This is a genomic window from Pseudonocardia sp. ICBG162 (genome assembly GCF_020496225.1).
In the GTDB taxonomy this organism is placed as follows: Bacteria; Actinomycetota; Actinomycetes; order Mycobacteriales; family Pseudonocardiaceae; genus Pseudonocardia; species Pseudonocardia alni.
Genome location: NZ_JAHLJD010000013.1, coordinates 1,170,243 through 1,187,232 on the forward strand (window position 1 = coordinate 1,170,243; position 16,990 = coordinate 1,187,232).

General features: G+C 77.3%; 15 protein-coding genes. 5 read left to right on the forward strand and 10 right to left on the reverse strand.

The annotated features are described in order from the left end of the window. The first annotated feature begins 11 nt into the window (after window positions 1–11). From KPL60_RS08490 to KPL60_RS08505, 4 genes are read left to right on the forward strand one after another with little or no spacing between them, the layout of a single operon-like run. Window positions 12–1,124 carry a DUF917 domain-containing protein gene (locus KPL60_RS08490; RefSeq protein ID WP_226365471.1) on the forward strand — a complete coding sequence of 371 codons (1,113 nt, stop codon included), beginning with the start codon at window positions 12–14 and terminating at the stop codon, window positions 1,122–1,124. Continuing rightward, the gene (locus KPL60_RS08495) at window positions 1,121–1,426 is read left to right on the forward strand and encodes a hypothetical protein (protein WP_226365472.1); all 306 of its coding nucleotides are present in this window, start codon (window positions 1,121–1,123) and stop codon (window positions 1,424–1,426) included. Before KPL60_RS08490 ends, KPL60_RS08495 begins: the two co-directional genes overlap by 4 nt. Then, entirely contained in the window at window positions 1,321–2,568 is a 1,248-nt protein-coding gene (locus KPL60_RS08500) for a CdaR family transcriptional regulator (RefSeq protein ID WP_226365473.1), read from the forward strand. The genes KPL60_RS08495 and KPL60_RS08500 overlap by 106 nt, the downstream gene beginning before the upstream one ends. A 19-nt stretch (window positions 2,569–2,587) precedes the next feature. Then, window positions 2,588–3,607 (forward strand): DUF1707 domain-containing protein, encoded by a 1,020-nt coding sequence (locus KPL60_RS08505; RefSeq protein ID WP_226365474.1) that lies wholly within the window; start codon window positions 2,588–2,590, stop codon window positions 3,605–3,607. Window positions 3,608–3,737: 130 nt separating this feature from the next. Here KPL60_RS08505 and KPL60_RS08510 read toward each other — a convergent pair whose 3' ends face one another. The 10 genes from KPL60_RS08510 to KPL60_RS08555 form a co-directional block, all read right to left on the reverse strand. Continuing rightward, on the reverse strand, window positions 3,738–4,370 hold the full coding sequence (locus KPL60_RS08510; protein ID WP_073575225.1) for an NUDIX domain-containing protein: 633 nt from the start codon (window positions 4,368–4,370) through the stop codon (window positions 3,738–3,740). 169 nt (window positions 4,371–4,539) lie between these two features. Then, complete coding sequence (locus KPL60_RS08515) at window positions 4,540–6,318, reverse strand: CTP synthase (RefSeq protein ID WP_226356519.1); 1,779 nt, start codon at window positions 6,316–6,318, stop codon at window positions 4,540–4,542. A gap of 22 nt (window positions 6,319–6,340) precedes the next feature. Then, a complete protein-coding gene (locus tag KPL60_RS08520; protein ID WP_226365475.1) occupies window positions 6,341–7,264 on the reverse strand; it encodes a copper transporter in 924 nt (307 codons plus the stop codon). Next, window positions 7,261–8,448, reverse strand: coding sequence for a putative cytokinetic ring protein SteA (steA, locus tag KPL60_RS08525; protein ID WP_226356517.1), 1,188 nt, complete (start codon window positions 8,446–8,448; stop codon window positions 7,261–7,263). The genes KPL60_RS08520 and steA overlap by 4 nt, the downstream gene beginning before the upstream one ends. 173 nt (window positions 8,449–8,621) lie before the next feature. After that, on the reverse strand, window positions 8,622–10,595 hold the full coding sequence (gene recN, locus KPL60_RS08530; protein WP_226365476.1) for a DNA repair protein RecN: 1,974 nt from the start codon (window positions 10,593–10,595) through the stop codon (window positions 8,622–8,624). Between the two features lie 90 nt (window positions 10,596–10,685). Beyond that, entirely contained in the window at window positions 10,686–11,612 is a 927-nt protein-coding gene (locus tag KPL60_RS08535; RefSeq protein ID WP_226356515.1) for an NAD kinase, read from the reverse strand. Next, window positions 11,609–12,442 carry a TlyA family RNA methyltransferase gene (locus KPL60_RS08540; protein ID WP_226365477.1) on the reverse strand — a complete coding sequence of 278 codons (834 nt, stop codon included), beginning with the start codon at window positions 12,440–12,442 and terminating at the stop codon, window positions 11,609–11,611. The genes KPL60_RS08535 and KPL60_RS08540 overlap by 4 nt, the downstream gene beginning before the upstream one ends. A gap of 2 nt (window positions 12,443–12,444) precedes the next feature. Further along, a complete protein-coding gene (locus KPL60_RS08545) occupies window positions 12,445–12,651 on the reverse strand; it encodes a hypothetical protein (RefSeq protein WP_062402852.1) in 207 nt (68 codons plus the stop codon). A gap of 70 nt (window positions 12,652–12,721) precedes the next feature. Continuing rightward, complete coding sequence (locus KPL60_RS08550; protein ID WP_226356513.1) at window positions 12,722–13,729, reverse strand: HAD-IIA family hydrolase; 1,008 nt, start codon at window positions 13,727–13,729, stop codon at window positions 12,722–12,724. Continuing rightward, a complete protein-coding gene (locus tag KPL60_RS08555) occupies window positions 13,726–15,387 on the reverse strand; it encodes a hypothetical protein (RefSeq protein ID WP_226365478.1) in 1,662 nt (553 codons plus the stop codon). Before KPL60_RS08555 ends, KPL60_RS08550 begins: the two co-directional genes overlap by 4 nt. 93 nt (window positions 15,388–15,480) lie before the next feature. Here KPL60_RS08555 and KPL60_RS08560 point away from each other — a divergent pair, with 93 nt between their 5' ends. After that, window positions 15,481–16,989 carry a hypothetical protein gene (locus KPL60_RS08560; RefSeq protein WP_226365479.1) on the forward strand — a complete coding sequence of 503 codons (1,509 nt, stop codon included), beginning with the start codon at window positions 15,481–15,483 and terminating at the stop codon, window positions 16,987–16,989. Window position 16,990 lies beyond the last annotated feature (1 nt).

Here is a 16,990-nt window from a genome sequence, read left to right on the forward strand (position 1 = left end):
GCATCCCCGCCGTGGAGGTGACCGCAGGCGACGTCGACGCCCTCGTCACCGGGGTGCTGCTGCTGGGCTCCGGCGGGGGTGGCGACGCCCGGGTGTACGCCCACGTGCTGCGCTCGGTGCTGGCGGCGGGCCCGGTCCGGCTGCACTCCCCCGCCGAGCTCGGCGACGCCCCGGTGCTGCCGGTCGGGATGCTCGGCGGCACCCGGGTGCTGGGCAAGAAGCTGCCCTCGGGCGACGAGCTGCCCGCGGCCGTGCGCGCGCTGGTCCGCTGGACCGGGGTCGAGCCGGCCGCGGTCATGCCGTTCGAGGCGGCCGGCCTGAACGGGGTGCTGCCGCTGCCGCTGGCCCACCAGCTGGGGCTGCCGCTGGTCGACGCCGACCTCATGGGGCGTGCGCTGCCCCGGGTCGACCAGCTGACCCGGGTCGTCGCCGGGGGTGCAGTGACGCCGATGGCGCTGGCCGAGCCCGCCGGGCAGACCGTCGTCGTCGACGGCGGGGACCCGGTGTCGACCGAGCTGACCGTGCGCGCGTTCGTCGCCCAGGCGGGCGGCTGGGCCGGGGCCGTGATGGCGCCCGCACCGGCCTCGGCCGCGCTCGGCGACGCCTGCCTGGGCACGCTGGGCCGCGCGCTGGGGCTGGGCCGCGCGCACGCCGGGCTCGGTGACACCCCGGCACCGGCCCGGGTCGCCGACGCGCTCGGCGGGCACCCGGTCGGCGGCGGCCGGGTGGTGGACGTGCGCCGCTCCCCCGTCGGCCGGTTCGGGCGGGCCGCGGTCACCGTCGACGCGCCCGGCACCGGGGTCCTGCGGATCGAGGCGGAGAACGAGTACCTGCTGGTGCTCGCCGACGGGGAGCCGGTGGCCGCGTCGCCGGAGGTGATCGTGCTGCTGGACCGTCGCTCGGCCGCGCCGATCGCCGCCGACGCCGTCCGCTCCGGCGACGACGTGCTGGTCCTGGTGCTGCCCGCCCCGCCGTGGTGGGCGGCCCGGCCCGACGCCGCCGTCCACGTCGGCCCGCAGGCGTTCGGCCTGGGACCGGCTGCGACGGCTCCACACGCGGCGCCGTCCGTCCCCGCGCCGTCCAGCCCCGCGGCGGCCCACCCCGGACCGGAGGCACGACGGTGACCGGCGGGCTGCGGCTGTCCGGGCTGCTCGCCCACCCCGACTGGGCCGCGGTGACCACCCTGGGCGGGCCCGCACCGGACGGGGCGGGCATCGAGCGGGTCGTGACCGTCGCCGACCTGCACGCCGACCCGGGCGACGCACGGGCGGCGCTGCTGACGGTCGCGGTGTCCGCGCCGTCGCGGCCGGGGCCGCCGCGGTGCTGCTCGCCGGGGACGATCCGCTGCACCCGGCGAGCCGGCTGCTCGCCGGGCGGATCGGGCTGCCGGTGCTCGGCGCCCCGGACGCGCTGGCCGCCGCGCTGACCGCGACCCGGCTGCTGCAGGAACCCGACCAGGTGGTCGCGGCACTCGTCGGGCGGACGGCGACCGTGTGCGGGGTCCCGCACGGCGGCGTCGACGACCTCGTCGCGGACCTCGCCCGGACCTGGCGACGCCCGGTGTGGCTGCTCGACCCGGGCGGCTCGGTCGTCGCGGGTGCGGACGCGACGGGCTCGGCGACCCCGCCGCCCGTTCCCGGGGCGGCACTGCTGGAGGTGGCGTTCGGGCCGGGCCCGCCGGACGGCCGCCTGGCCGTCGCGGAGCCGGAGGGTGTGCCCGCCGAGACCGCCGCGCTGCGGGCGGCGCTGGCGGTCGCCGCGAACTCGGTGCGGCAGCGCCTCGCCGAGCAGCGGCTCACCGTGGAGCGCGACGCGCGGCTGCGCACGGCGCTGCTCGCCGAGATCCTGCAGGCCGGGGACCCGCTCCCCGCCGGGCTGCGGCGGCGCGCGCTCGACGCGGGCTGGTCGCTGGACGGCTGGCACGCTGGCCTGCGGATCGACGTGCCGTCCTCGGTGGACGTCGTCGCCGCCCGGGAGCAGGTGCTGCGGGCGGTGGAGACGGCGCGGCTGCGGGCGGTCGTCGTCGAGCAGGGGCCGGGGTGGAGCGCCTGGACGACGTTCGACCACGAGCCCACCGCCGGTGAGCTGCAGCAGCACGCGACGGCCGCGCGGCGCACCCAGTGGCTGCTGCGCGAGTCCCTGCCGACCTCGACCGGGGTGGGCCGGGTGCACCGCGGTGCGGGCGGGCTGGCCCGCACCCTCGGCGAGGCCGGGGACGCGGCCCGGCTGGCGGCCGAACGCACCACCAGCGGCCGGTTCGTCCACGTCGACCGGCTCGGCCTGGGGGCGCTGCTGCTGGCCTGGACCCGTACCGACACGTTCCTGCCCGCCGCCCGGTCGATGCTGGAACCGTTGCAGGGCAGGCCCGGGGACCTGCTGACGACGCTGACCGCCTACCTGGACGCCGAGTCGTCGCTGACCGAGACCGCGGCGGTGCTCGGGGTGCACCGCAACACCGTCGCGACCCGGATCGAACGGGTACGCCACGTGCTCGGCGTCGACCTCGCCGACCCGGACGAGCGCCTCGCCCTGCATCTCGCGTGTCGCAGCGTGCTGTTCCACAGCTGAACGCGGCTACGGTCGGGGTATGAGCGCGGACCCGATCGGCTACGCCGAGCAGGAGGAGACGGTGCGGGCGCTGTCCCGCCACTACACGGGCGGGGCGCTGGACGTCGACGCGTTCGACGCGCGGGTGCGCCGGGCCCGGGCGGCGACGACGCGGTCGGAGCTGGCGGCCCTGTTCACCGACCTGCCCGAGCCGCACCCGGCGTCGCTCACCGGGGTGCCGACGGACCCGTCCGCCGCCGGCGACGACCCGAGCGGTGGTCCCGCCGGTGCGGATCCCGCGACCACCGGTCCCACCGCCACCGGTCCGACCGCGGCGGATGCCGCCGCCCCAGGTCCGGCCACCACCGGCGCGACCGCGCGCACCGGGACGTCCACCGGCACCGGCTCCCCGGGCGCCCACGACGACGGGCACGACGGTGACGCCGAGCGCACCGCGCGCTTCGCGGTCCCCGGCCCGACCCGGGCCACCCCGTACCCGGATCCGTCGGGTCACCCCGCGGCGGGCCCCTACCCGGACCCGTCGCCGACGACCGCGGGGCCCCGCCCGCCGTGGCCGGCCCCCGGGACGCCCGGCTACCCGGGCGCGGGGTACCCCGGCGGGACGTACCCGTCCGGGCCGTACCCGGACGTCGGCCCCGCGGGCATGGCCCCCGGCGGCGGGTTCCCCGGCGGGCCGGCGTGGGCCGCCGGGGCGCCGAGCTGGGCGTCCGGGCAGCAGCACCCGGGCGCGGCCTACCCGCCGCACCCCGGGCCCCCGTCCTACGGGCCCTACGGCTACGACCCGTCCGCGCCGTACGGCCGCGAGCCCTACTCGGGGCTGCCGTACTCGGACAAGCAGAAGATCGTCGCGGGGCTGCTGCAGCTGTTCCTGCCGTTCGGCATCGGCCGGTTCTACTCGGGACACACCGGTCTGGCCGTCGCGCAGCTGCTGGTCACGTTCCTGACATTCGGGATCGGTGCGATCTGGTCGTTCGTCGACGGGATCGTGGTGCTCGCCGGGTCGCCCCGGGACCCGGAGGGACGCCCGCTGCGGCCCTGACCACCGCCCGGCGCGGTCGCCCGTCGGCGCGGCCGGGCGGACACCCGTCGGCCCGGCGGACCGTCTCCCGGCGACCCGGCGCGGTCACCCGTCGCCGCCGCCCGCGGTCACCCGTCGCCGCGGCGGAGGATCACTCGTCGGCGCGGCGGGCGAAGCGGAACGGGCGGTCGGCCCACTCGGCGTCGACCGGGCGCGGGTCGAACTCCCCGGCCAGCACCGCGCGGGCCGCGAGCAGCCCGGCGCAGGACACCGCGTTGACGATCTCGCCGGAGAACACCATCCCGACGGCCTCGGCGATCGGGATCCAGCGCAGCTCCAGGTCGGCCTCCTCGTCGTCGCCCAGGTCGGGGCGGGGCTTCTCGACGAGCTCGCGCGCCAGGAAGATGCGGACCGACTCGTCGGAGAACCCGGGTGAGGGCACGACGTCGAGCAGCACCGACCAGTCCGACGCGGACAGCCCGGCCTCCTCGGTCAGCTCCCGGTCGGCGGTGACCGCGGGGTCCTCCCCCGCCACGTCGAGCAGGCCGGCGGGGAGCTCCCACAGCCGTCGCCGGACGGCGTGGCGGTACTGGTGCAGCATCCGGACCCGCCCGGCCTCGTCCACCGCGACGACGGCGACCGCCCCCGGGTGCTCCAGGATCTCGCGGGTCGCGACCCGGCCGCCGGGCATGACGACGCGGTCCGACCGCAGCGCCATGACGCGGCCGGAGTAGATGTCGGTGGCCGAGCGGACCGGGAAGTCGTGCTCACCGGGGCGGGTCACCGGGTCACCGCCCGGCGGGTGCGCAGTTCGATCACCCGTCGGACAGTAGTCGCCGGGCCAGGCCCGTGCGGGGCGCGCGGGCCGTGCGGGCCGCGTGCCGCGCCCGGCGGCAGGGCCCCGGGCCGCCGTGCCGGACCGGGCCACCGTCGGCGGCCCGGTCCGGTCGGGGTCAGCGGGCGGAGGTGCTCTCGGCCCGGGCCACGCCGTTGCCGCCCGCAGCGACGGCGACGTCGTCGCCCTCGACCGTCTCGGCGTCGTCGGCGTCGGTGTTGTCCCGGCCGGGCAGGTGCACCGGCAGCCGGTCCTCGGCCCGGTAGCGCAGCGCCGCCTTCACGAACGCCGCGAACAGCGGGTGCGGCCGGGTCGGGCGGCTCTTGAGCTCGGGGTGCGCCTGGGTCCCGACGAAGAACGGGTGCTGCGACGACGGCAGCTCCACGAACTCGACCAGCGTCCCGTCCGGGGAGGTCCCGAACACCAGGCCCGCCTCGGTGAGCTGCTGGCGGTAGGCGTTGTTGACCTCGAAGCGGTGCCGGTGCCGCTCGGAGATCTCGCGCGACCCGTAGGCCTTCGCCGCGACCGAGCCGGGCTGCAGCACCGCCGGGTAGGCACCCAGGCGCATGGTGCCGCCCATGTCCCGCTCGCCCGCGACGACGTCGCGCTGGGTCGCCATCGTCGAGATCACCGGGTGCGCGGTCTCCGGGTCGAACTCGGTCGAGCTGGCGTCCTCCAGGCCGGCGACGGTGCGCGCGGTCTCGATGACCATGCACTGCAGGCCCAGGCACAGCCCCAGGGTGGGGATGCGCCGGGTGCGGGCGTGGGTGATCGCGCCGAGCTTGCCCTCGATGCCGCGGATGCCGAAGCCGCCGGGGATGAGCACTCCGTCGACGCCGTCGAGCGCCTCGGCCGCACCGGCCGGGGTCTCGCAGGAGTCCGAGGGCACCCAGCGGATCGCGACCTTGGCGTGGTGGGCGAAGCCGCCGGCCCGCAGCGCCTCGGTGACCGAGAGGTAGGCGTCGGGCAGGTCGACGTACTTGCCGACCAGCGCGATCGTCGCGGTCTCCCGCGGGTGGTGGACGCGGTCGAGCAGGTCACCCCACACGGTCCAGTCGACGTCGCGGAACGGCAGCCCGAGCCGGCGCACGACGTAGGCGTCGAGGCCCTCGCCGTGCAGCACCTTCGGGATGTCGTAGATCGACGGGGCGTCCGGGCACGCGGCGACGCCGTCGAGCTCGATGTCGCACATCAGCGAGATCTTGCGCTTCATGCCCTCGGGGATCTCCCGGTCGGCACGCAGGACCACCGCGTCGGGCTGGATGCCGATGTTGCGCAGCGCCGCGACGGAGTGCTGGGTCGGCTTGGTCTTCAGCTCGCCCGACGGCGCCAGGTACGGCACCAGCGACACGTGCAGGAAGAAGCAGTTGTCCCGGCCGACCTCGTGGCGGACCTGGCGGGCGGCCTCGACGAACGGCAGCGACTCGATGTCGCCGATGGTGCCGCCGACCTCGGTGATGACGACGTCGGGGGCCAGGCCCTCGGCGTCGGGTTCGGCCATCGCGAGGACGCGGTCCTTGATCTCGTTGGTGATGTGCGGGATGACCTGGACGGTGTCACCGAGGTACTCGCCGCGGCGCTCCTTGGCGATGACCTCGGAGTAGACCTGGCCGGTGGTGACGTTGGCCCGCCCGGCGAGGTCGCGGTCCAGGAACCGCTCGTAGTGGCCGACGTCGAGGTCGGTCTCGGCACCGTCCTCGGTGACGAAGACCTCGCCGTGCTGGAACGGGTTCATCGTCCCGGGGTCGACGTTCAAGTAGGGGTCGAGCTTCTGCATGGTGACGCGAAGCCCGCGCGCGGTGAGCAACTGACCGAGACTGGAGGCGGTCAGGCCCTTACCCAGCGAGGACGCGACCCCACCGGTGACGAAGAGATGACGGGTGGCGCGAGTCTGCACGGAGTTTCAGCCTACCGATCGGTCAAGGGGCGGCGGGAACCGGCCCCACCGTTCCGGCCCCGGAACCGTAGCGGCCGGTGCCTCCTGCCTGTCGTTCGGCGAGCGCGAGCACGGTCGCGACCCGCCCGGCACCGGTGCCGACGCCGTCGACGGTGGCGAGCCGGCCCACCGGACCGGCCCCGGCCGCGCGGGCGGCGGCGACGGCCGAACCGTCCGCGGCGTCCCGCCCGGCCAGCACGGCCCCCGCACCACGACGGTCCAGCTCGGCGGCCAGTGCCGCGGCGGTGGACGCCGAGGCGCCGGCGTCCACACCGGAGTACGCGGCCCCGGTGACGACGACGGCCACCCGTCCGGCCGCGGGCCTGCCCTGCGGGGCCTCGGCGAAGCCGCCACCGGCGAGCCCGGCGAGCACCGCGCCGGCCCCGTCCGGGTCGGGTGCGGGGCCGTCGGGCGGGGCCAGCAGCGCGGAGCCGAGCAGCCCCCCGGCGAGCGCACCGGCGTCGGTGGCCGTGGGGAGCTGCGCCCCCGACGGCAGCAGCCGCGCGGACAGGTCGCGCAGCTGGTCGGCGCGGGCCGGGTCGGTGACGGCCGGGGTGAGCACGACCTCCCCCGCGACGCTGCCCCCCGCGGCGACGACGAGCTCGGCGACCGCGCGCGTGTCGGCCGGGTCGGCACCGAGCGCGACGACGGTCACGGGCACCCCGGTGAGCTTCCCGCGCACCAGGTCCGGCCCGACGCGGCCCGCGAACTCGTCACTGGCGTGCAGCTGCGCGGCCAGGGTGTCGCGTTCGACGCTCAGCCGGGCGGTCTCGCCCGTGTCCGTCCCCGAGGCCGCGACGTCGGCGATGCGCTGCGGCAGACCGACGACGGCGAGGACGAACCCGGCCGCGAGGGCCAGCACGAACACCGCGACCAGGGCGATGCGGTGGTGGCGCCGCGAGATCACGCCGGGAACCATCCGGCGACCAGGGCCCGCACGCTCTCCAGCACGCCACGCATCCACTCCAGCACCGCGGGGCCGCCGCCGGACACGAGCACGGCGACGACGACCGCGACCACCGCGGCCGCGATGAGCAGCAGCAGCGGCGCGAACGAGGTCCGGCTCCGGTACATCTGGGCGATCATCGCGCCGTCGACGACGCTGCCCCCGGCCTGCAGCCGGGTCAGGAACGTCGAGGCGTTGCTGCCGGACCGCCCGCGGTCGAGGAACTCCCCCATCGACGCCGACAGCCCGACCGTGACGATCATCGAGGCGCCGCAGTGGTGGGCGAGCAGCAGGGCGAGGTCCTCGGGGTTGGCCATCGACGGGAACGTGACGGCGCTGGCACCCAGGTCCTGCACCCGGTGCAGCCCCGGGGCGTGCCCGTCGGGGAAGGCCGGGACGACGACGTCGGCGCCGCTGGTCAGCGCCTGGTTCGACACCTCGGACGGGTCGGCGACGATGAGGTCCGGGCGGTGGCGCGCGTTGAGCAGCGCGTCCGCTCCCGCCCCGACGCCGACGAGCACCGGCCGGTACTCCTTGATGTAGGCCTTGAGCCGCTTCAGCACGGCGAGGTGCTCGAACCCGGCGGCGACGACGAGCACCGGCCGCCCGTCGAGGGCGACGTCGACCTCGGGGACGCCGTGCCCGTCGAGGAGCAGCGAGCGCTCGCGGCGCATGAACTCGATGGTGTTCGCGGCGAACGCCTCGAGCTGGTGGGTCAGGCCCTGCTTGGCCTCGTCCAGGGCGTCGGCGACGGTGTCCTCGGTCTGCTCGCGGCCCTCGCACAGCGGCTGCTCGCCGGTGTAGAGGACGCCGTCGTGCAGCCGCACCCGGATGCCGTCCTTGACCGCGCGCAGGGTGTCGGGACCGCAGTCGTCGACGAGCGGGATGCCCGCCTCGACGAGCACCTGCGGGCCGAGGTTCGGGAACCGGCCGGAGATCGACGGGGCGGCGTTGACGACGGCGGCGACCCGGGCGGCGACGAGCGCGTCCGCGGTCGCCCGGTCCAGGTCGACCTGGTCGATCACGGCGATGTCGCCGGGGCGCAGGCGCCGGAGCACCGACTCGATACGGCGGTCGGCGCGGGCCGGGCCGGTCAGGCCCGGCAGCTCCGGTCGGGAACGGTGCAGCAGGCCGGACAGCTTCATGTGGCGCACTGTGACAGGTGGGGCGTCCGTGACCACGCAGGCACGCCGCGCGAGACCGGGACGTCACCGGCCCGGACGATCCCCCGTCGCGCCCCGGGTGGCGGTGCCCGGAGCACCGCGCCGCTCACCCACAGCGACGGCACGCCGCCCGGGCGGCCGTCGGCCGGGCCCGCTCAGCCGGCCCGGGCGACCCGGCGGCGCCGCGACGCGGCGGCGGGACGGTCCGCGGCGCCGTCCGGGTCGGCGCTGTGGGACTCGGTGCCGCGGGAGTCGGTGCCGCGCGGCCCGGGGACCGCCCCCTCCGCCGCCGCGGTCGCGACGCCGGTCTCCGTGTCCTGCGCGGTCCGGCCGCGCCGGGACTGCGCGCGACGCGACCGGGCCTCGGCCAGGTCCGCGGGCCGGGTCGCCGCGCGGTCGGCCTCCCGGTGCGCGGTCGCGGCGCTGAGCAGCTCCTCGGCGTGCGCGCGGCCGGTGTCGGTGTCGTCCATCCCGGCCAGCATCCGTGCCAGCTCCCCGGTGCGCTCCTCCTCGGTGAGCCGCCGCACGCTGGAGCGGGTGACTCCCGACCCGGACGCCTTCTGCACAACGAGGTGCCGGTCGGCGTACGCCGCGACCTGCGGGAGGTGCGTGACGACGATGACCTGGTGGCGGGCCGCCAGCTGCGCGAGCCGGCGGCCGATCTCCACCGCGGCCCGGCCGCCGACGCCGGCGTCGACCTCGTCGAACACCATGGTCGGCACCGGGTCGGCACCGGCGAGCGCGACCTCCAGGGCCAGCATGACCCGGGACAGCTCGCCGCCGGAGGCGCCCTTGTGCAGCGGCTGGGCCACCGCCCCGGCGTGCGGGACGAGCCGGATCTCGACCTCGTCGACGCCGCTCGACCCGGCCTGGCAGCGCCGCCCGCCGACCTCGAGCACCGGCCCGGTGTCGGCGGCGGGCCGCGGCTGCACGCCGACCTGCAACGTCGCGTCCTTCATGGCGAGCCCGGCGAGCTCCGCCGTGGTCGCCTCGGCCAGCCGGGACGCGGCGGCGGTGCGCGCCGCGGTGATCGCGGCGGCGTGACCGGCCAGCTCACCGGCGAGCGCGTCACGGCGGGCCGACAGCTCGGCGAGCGCCTCGTCGGAGGTGTCGAGCCCGGACAGCCGGTCGCGGGCGGTGGCGGCCCAGGCCAGCACGCCGTCGGTGTCCGCGGCGTACTTGCGGGTGAGTGCCTTGAGCTCGGCCTGGCGGGTCAGGACGCGCGACAGCAGCTCGGGGTCGGCGTCGAGCCGGTCGAGGTAGCCGGACAGCTCGGCCGCGGCGTCGGCGAGCACCGCGATGGCCTCGGTCAGGCGCGGGCCGAGCTCCTCCAGCGCGGGGTCACCACTGCCCTCGGCGAGCCCCTTGGCCTGCCCGGCGAGCCCGACGGCGCCGGGGGCCTCGCCGTCGTCCGAGCCGGACAGTGCGAGGTGTGCGCTCTCGGCGGCGGCCCGCAGGTCGTCGGCCTCGGCCATCCGGCGGGCCTGTTCGACGAGCTCGCGGTCCTCACCGGGCTGCGGGTCGGCGGCCTCGATCTCGGCCAGACCGTGGCGCAGCAGGTCCGCCTCCTGGGCGAGCCGGCGGGCGTTGTCCCGCCGCTCGGCGAGCTCGGTGACCACCTGCAGCCACTCGGTGCGCACCGCCCGGTAGGCGGCCAGCGGGACCGCGACGGGGTCCCCGGCGAAACGGTCGAGCAGGGCCCGCTGGTCGGAGCCGCGCAGCAGCCGCAGCTGGTCGTTCTGGCCGTGCACGGCGAGCTGGGTCTCGGCGAGCCTGCCCAGCACCCCGTTGGGCACCGACCGCCCGCCCAGGTGGGCCCGGGAGCGCCCGTCGGCCGACACGGTGCGGGCCGCGATCAGCGACCCGTCGTCGTCGGCCTCGGCGCCCACCTCCTCGGCCAGCTCCAGCGCCCCCGGCGAGGCCGCGAACCGGCCCTCGACGACGGCGCGCTTCGCCCCGGCCGACACCCGCGAGGACTCCGCGCGGCCACCGCCGAGGAGGTTCAGCCCGGTCACGACCATGGTCTTCCCGGCGCCGGTCTCGCCGGTCAGCACGGTCAGGCCCGGGTCGAGCTCCAGGGTCGCGTCGTCGATCACGCCGAGGCCCTGGATCCGCATCTCGGACAACATGCGTGGGACCATACGTTCGAACACCGACAGCGTTCGAGCCCCGACACGCGAACGGCACCGAACGGATGTTCCCGTGCGCCGAACGGTCGATCAGGTGTTCGAACCCGGGGGCTGGGTCCGGGCCCCGCGCCAGCCCCGGACGGGCAGGTCGAACTTGCGGACGAGCCGGTCGGCGAAGGGCTGCGCGGCCAGGCGCACCATCCGCACGGGCTCCGACGCGCGCCGCAGCTCCACCCGGGCCCCGGGCGGCACCGCGACGGTGCGACGGCCGTCGCAGTCCAGCACGGCGGACGGGCCGTCGGCGGACACCTCGATCGCGACGGTGCTCTCCGGCGCGATCACCATCGGCCGGGCGAACAGGGCGTGTGCGTTGCTGGGGACCACCAGCAACGCCTGCACCTGCGGCCAGATGAGCGGCCCGCCCGCGGAGAAGGCGTAGGCGGTGGAGCCGGTCGGGGTGGAGCAGAGCACCCCGTCGCAGCCGAAGGAGGACACCGGGCGGCCGTCGACCTCGAGGACGACCTCGAGGATGCGGCCGCGGGTGGTCTTCTCGACGACGGCCTCGTTCAGCGCCCAGGCCCGGCCGAGCACCTGTCCGGCGGCGGTGACGACGGCCTCGAGGGTGGTGCGTTCCTCGACCTCGTAGTCGCCGTCGGCGAGCTTCTGCAGCGCCTCGGGCAGGGTGTCCTCCTCGGCCTCGGCGAGGAAGCCGACGTGGCCGAGGTTGACGCCCAGCAGCGGTACGCCGGCGTGGCGGGCGAGGTCGGCGGCGCGCAGCAGGGTGCCGTCACCGCCGAGGACCAGGACCGCCTCGGCGCCGCGGGCGCACTCGGGGCTACCGGGGACCGGGACGGGCTCGTAGCCGACAGGGACGTCGGGGTCCGCGGCGAGCTCGGCCCACTCGTCGGCGAGCACCCGGGTGCGCAGGCCGAGGCGCCCGAGCTCGCCCATCACGTGCAGCGCGGTCTTGCGGTTGGTGGGCCGCCCGGTGTGCAGGACCAGCAGGATGTCCCTCATGCGGGGCCGTCCGCGACCGCGGTGGCCAGCATCGGCGCGAGCTCGGGCTGCTCGGGGGCGACGCCGGCCGGGCCGTCGGCGGGCCGGCGCAGGTGCAGGAAGTACTCGACGTTGCCCGACGGGCCGGGCAGCGGGCTCGCGGTCGCGCCGAGGACGTGCAGCCCGGCCGCGGCGGCGGCGGTCGCGACCCCGTGCAGCGCCTCGGTGCGCAGGCCCGGGTCCCGCACGACCCCGCCGGAGCCGAGCCGGTCCTTCCCGACCTCGAACTGTGGTTTCACCATGGGCAGCAGGTCGCCTCCGGGCGCGGTGCAGGCGGCGAGGGCCGGCAGCACGGTGCGCAGCGAGATGAACGACAGGTCGGCGACGGTCAGGTCGACCGTCCCGCCGATCTGCTCCGGTTCGAGGGCCCGGACGTTGGTGCGGTCGTGCACGTGGACGCGCTCGTCGGACTGCAGCCGCCACACCAGCTGGCCGTACCCGACGTCGACGGCGACGACCTCGGCCGCCCCGCGGGTGAGCAGCACGTCGGTGAAGCCGCCGGTGGAGGCGCCCGCGTCGAGGCAGCGCAGCCCGGCGGGGTCGACGCCGGTGAACGCGTCGAGGGCGCCGAGCAGCTTCTTGGCGCCGCGGGAGGCCCAGTCGGGTTCGCCGTCGTCGTCCGGGCGGACGAGGACGGGTGCGTCCCGGTCCACCACGGTGGCGGGCTTCGCCGCCGGCATGCCGTTGACGACGACCCGGCCCGCGGCGATCAGCTCGGCGGCCTGGCCGCGGGAGCGGGCGAGCTTGCGGCGGACGAGCTCGGCGTCCAGCCGGGCACGGGTGGGACCCATCGTCACTCCCGTTCCGAGCCGGCGCTCAGCGCGCGGCCGAGCGCGGCGTGCACTCGCTCGAACGCGGCCGGGTGCTCGGAGACCGGACGGTCGTCCAGCGCGTCGAGCGCCGCGACGGCCGCGTCGACCTCGGCACGCAGGGCCGCGACCGGGCGGTCCTGCTCGGGCCGCGGGTCGCCCGGACGGGGTCCGGGTGCGGGAACGCTCATGGATGATCTCCGGGGACGGGGTTCTGACGCCACGGTAGCCGACGGTCCCGACTGCGGCCGCGACGCGGCGTCACCGCCCTGGCCGCTCCGCCAGGCCGAGGTCCGCCAGCGCCGCGGCCGCGGCCGCACCGTCGGCACGGACGTCCTGGACGCCCTGCTCCCAGGCCACCGCACACAGGGCACGCAGCGCGTCCACCGTGGGTTCGGGGCCGTCGCCGTCGCCGGACAGCACGAGCGTGCCGCCGTCGGCGCGGACGTCCCAGCCGGGCCGCGGCCCGGGGGCCAGCTCGTCCGGTGGGCGGGTGAGCGCGGCGAGGTCGGCGCCGATGTGGGTGGGCCGCAGCTCCGGGGCGGCGGCGAGCAGCTCCGCCGCGCCGCTGACCCCGGTCAGGACCATCAGCGACGGGGCACCCATGGCGTTGGCACCCTCGATGTCGGTGTCGAGCCGGTCCCCGATGACGAGCGGGGCCTGCGCGTCGCCGCACCCCTCGCGGAGCAGCCGGTCGGCGGGCTTGCCCGCCACCTGCGGCCGTGCGCCGGTCGCCGTGCGCACGACCTGGACCATCGAGCCGTTGCCGGGCAGCGGCCCGCGTTCGGTCGGCAGGGTGGGGTCGACGTTGGAGGCGACCCACAGCGCTCCGGCCCGGACGGCGACGACCGCCTCGGCCAGGATCCGCCACCCGGTGTCGGGCGAGTGCCCCTGGACGACGGCGTCCGCGCCCTCGGCGTCACCGACGACGGCGAGCCCGCGGGCCCGGACCTCGTCGGCCAGCGCCGACGTGCCGACGACCAGCACCCGCGCGCCCGGCGGGAGCTGCTCGGCGAGCATCGCGGCCGCGGCCTGCGAGCTGGTGCGGACGTCCTCGACGCGCGCCGGGAAGCCGAGCTCGGCGAGGTGCGCCGCGACGTCGGCGGGGCTGCGCGAGGCGTTGTTGGTGACGTACACCGTGGGCACGCCGCGGTCCGCCGCCCCACGCACCGCCTCGACGGCCCCCGGGACGACCTCGGGGCCCCGGTACAGGGTGCCGTCGAGGTCGGCCAGGAGGACGTCGTGGCGGGAGAGCAGGTCGTCGGTCACCGGTCGCCGGCCCCGGTGTCCGGGCCCTGCCGGTGGTCCGCGGAGGGAGCCGCCCCGGAGGCGTCCGGCTCCTCGGCCACGGCGTCCCCGTCGGTGTCGCCGCGGACGTCGCCCGTCCCGCCCTCGTCGGTCCCGTCGACGCCCGGGGCCTCGGTCCCGGACGCGTCGTCGGCGCCGGGGTCGCCGGCGGCGTCGACAGCAGCGTCGGTTGCGGCGTCGGTTGCGTGGTCGACGTCGGCTGCGTCGTCGGCGTCGGCGTCGGCGTCGGCGTCGGCGTCGGCGTCGGCGTCGGCGTCGGCGTCGATCCGAGCGGACGGTGCCGGGGCGTCGGTGTACGACGCCTCGGCGTGGTCGTCGGCGGCCGGGGGCTCGTCCTCCCAGCCGACGGAGAGCTCGTCGTCGGCGCCCTCGAGCTCGTCACCGGTCAGCTCGGCGATCCGCGCGGCGGCGTCGGTCTCCCGGTGCTGGTCGGCGTCGTGGGCGTGCACGAACCACTGCACGGCCTCCGACTCCCGGCCGGCGGCGAGCAGGTTGTCGGCGTAGGCGTAGAACAGCCGCGCGCTCCACGGGTCGCGGCGGACCGCGTCGAGCTCGGGGACCTGGAGCCCGACGACGGCGGCGTCGGCCTCACCCAGGTCGCGCCGGGCTCCCGCGGCGACGATGAGCAGCTCGATCCGCTCCTCGTGGCCGAGGTCGCGGGCCTCCGGGCTGCGGGCCAGGTCGAGTGCACGCTCGGGACGGCCGAGGGCGCGCTCGATGTCGGCCATGACGTGCACGTGCCCCGGTCCGCCGCCCATCCGGCGGGCGGCGCGGAACTCGCCGAGGGCCTCGTTCCACTCCCCCGCGTGGTAGGCGACGATGCCGGCGGCCTCCCGGACGACGGCGATCCGGGACGCCCGGCGCCGCGCGTAGCGCACGTGCTCGAGCGCCTGCACGGCGTCCTCGTCGACGAGGAGCCCCGCGGCGACGAGGTGCCGCGCCACGACCTCGGCGGTCTCCTTCTGGAGGCCGCGCAGGTCCCGGCGCACGCTCGGGTCGAGCTCGGCGGCCGTCACCGAGTCCGGCAGGTCCGGCTCGGCGACGAAGGTCCGCTCGGCCGACTCCGGGATCGCCCGTCGCGGACGGGCGTCGGGGTCACGGCGGTCGTCGCGCCCACGGTCGTCGCGCCCACGGTCGTTCCGGCCCCGGTCGTCGCGCCTGCGGTCGTCACGGCCGGAGCGCGGGCCCCGGTCGTCCCGGCCGCCGCCGCGCGGGCCACGGTCGTCGCGCTCCCGGCGCGGGCCACGGTCGTCACGGTCACGGAGCGGGCGACGCTCGTCGCGCCCGACGGGACGCTCGGCACGGTCCGTGCGCGGACCGTCGGCGGTGTCGCCGTCGGACCCGGTCGTGCCCGGGGCGGTCCCGGCGTGGTCGACGGCGTCGGCCTCGGTACCGGCCCCACGGGAGTCGGTCACGGGGGTGCCGGTCCGGTCCCCGCTGTCGGTCCGGGGGGCGTCGGGCGCGGTGCTGTCCGTGCTGCCCGCGTCGTCGGTGCGCTCGTCGCGGGTGACCGGCGCGCCGGCCGCCTCCGCGGGCGAGGTCTCCGGAACCCGGGTGTCGGAGGCGGTGCCGCCGGTCGCGGCGGCCGACTCCGGCGTGTCGGTCGTCGACGGCGTCACGGCAGGCGCGTCACCGGCCGGCTCGGCCCGCACAGCGTCCGACTGCGCGACGTCCTCGGGCTCGACGGCCGCGGACCGCTCGGACGGGCGGTCGTGCGACGGGCGCTCCTCCCGGGCACGGTACGGGCGGTCGTCACGGTCCCGGGACGGGCTGCGCCGGTCGTCGCCGCGGTCGTCGCGACCGCGGGGCGCGCGGTCGTCACGGTCCCGGTGGGGACGGGCACCACGATCGTCGTCGCGCTGGGGACGGGGCCCACGGTCGTCACGGTCCCGGAACGAGCCGCGCCGGTCGTCACCGCGGTCGTCCCGACCGCGCGGCGCACGGTCGTCGCGATCGCGGTAGGGACGGGCACCACGGTCGTCGCGGCTGCCCGAGGAACGGCCGCCGCGGTCGTCACGGTCCCGGGACGGGCGGCCGGCCCGGTCGTCGCGATCACGGAACGAACGGCCGCCGCGGTCGTCGTCGCGCGGCGGACGGGCGCCACGGTCGTCACGGTCCCGGAAGGAGCGGGCACCGCGGTCACCGGACGGGCGGCCACCGCGGTCGTCACGGTCGCGGAACGAACGGCCACCGCGGTCGTCGTCGCGCTGCGGACGAGGGGCACGGTCGTCACGGCCGCCGAAGGAACGGCCGCCACGGTCGTCGCGGTCGCGGAAGGAGCGGGCACCGCGGTCGTCACGGTCGTCACGGTCGCCGGAGGGGCGACCGCCGCGGTCGTCACCGCCGCGGAACGGACGGCCGCCACGGTCGTCACGGTCACGGGCGGGCCGTCGGTCGTCACGGCCGCCGAAGGAACGGCCGCCACGGTCGTCGCGGTCCCCGGACGGACGTCCCCCGCGGTCGTCGCGACCGGGGAAGGAACGACCGCCACGGTCGTCGCGACCGGAGAACGATCGGCCACCTCGGTCGTCACGGCCGGAGGAGGGACGACCGGCGCGGTCGTCGCGGTCCCGGAACGAGCGTCCGCCGCGGTCGTCGTCGCGCTGCGGACGGGGGCCACGGTCGTCGCGGTCACGGTAGGGACGGCGGTCGTCACGGCCCGTGGAGGGCCGGCCACCGCGGTCGTCGCGTCCACCCCGGAACGAGTCACGCCGGCCGGTGCCGCCGGAACGGCGGTCGTCGTCACGGGCGGAGCGACGGTCGTCGTCGCGACGCGGCCCGCGGTCGGAGCGGTCGTCGCCGCGGAAGCCGCTGTCGCGCCGGCCGGTGTCGCGTCCGCCCCGGTCGGACCAGGTGCGGCCCTCGGTGCGGCGCTCGCCCGGACGTCCCCGGTCGTCGCGCGCACGGTCGCCGCCGCTGCGGTTGCCCCGGTCGTCACGACGCGTGCGGTCGTCGCCGTCGCGGCGCCGTCCCCGCTGGTCATCGCCGCGCGACCATCCCGACCCGCTGCGCGAGCCGCGCTCCTCGCCTGCCCGGCCGTTGCCGGGACGTTCCCCGTCCGTCACGTGGTCAGGGTACAAACGAACACCGTCACTTCCGCGGTCGGCGACCGCACTGGGCGAACCGGTCCGCGCAGCGAGGCGGACACGGCTGCAGACATACGAAAAAGGGGAGTCCACAGCGGCTTCTACACCGTTGCGGACTCCCCTTTCAGAGGTTGAA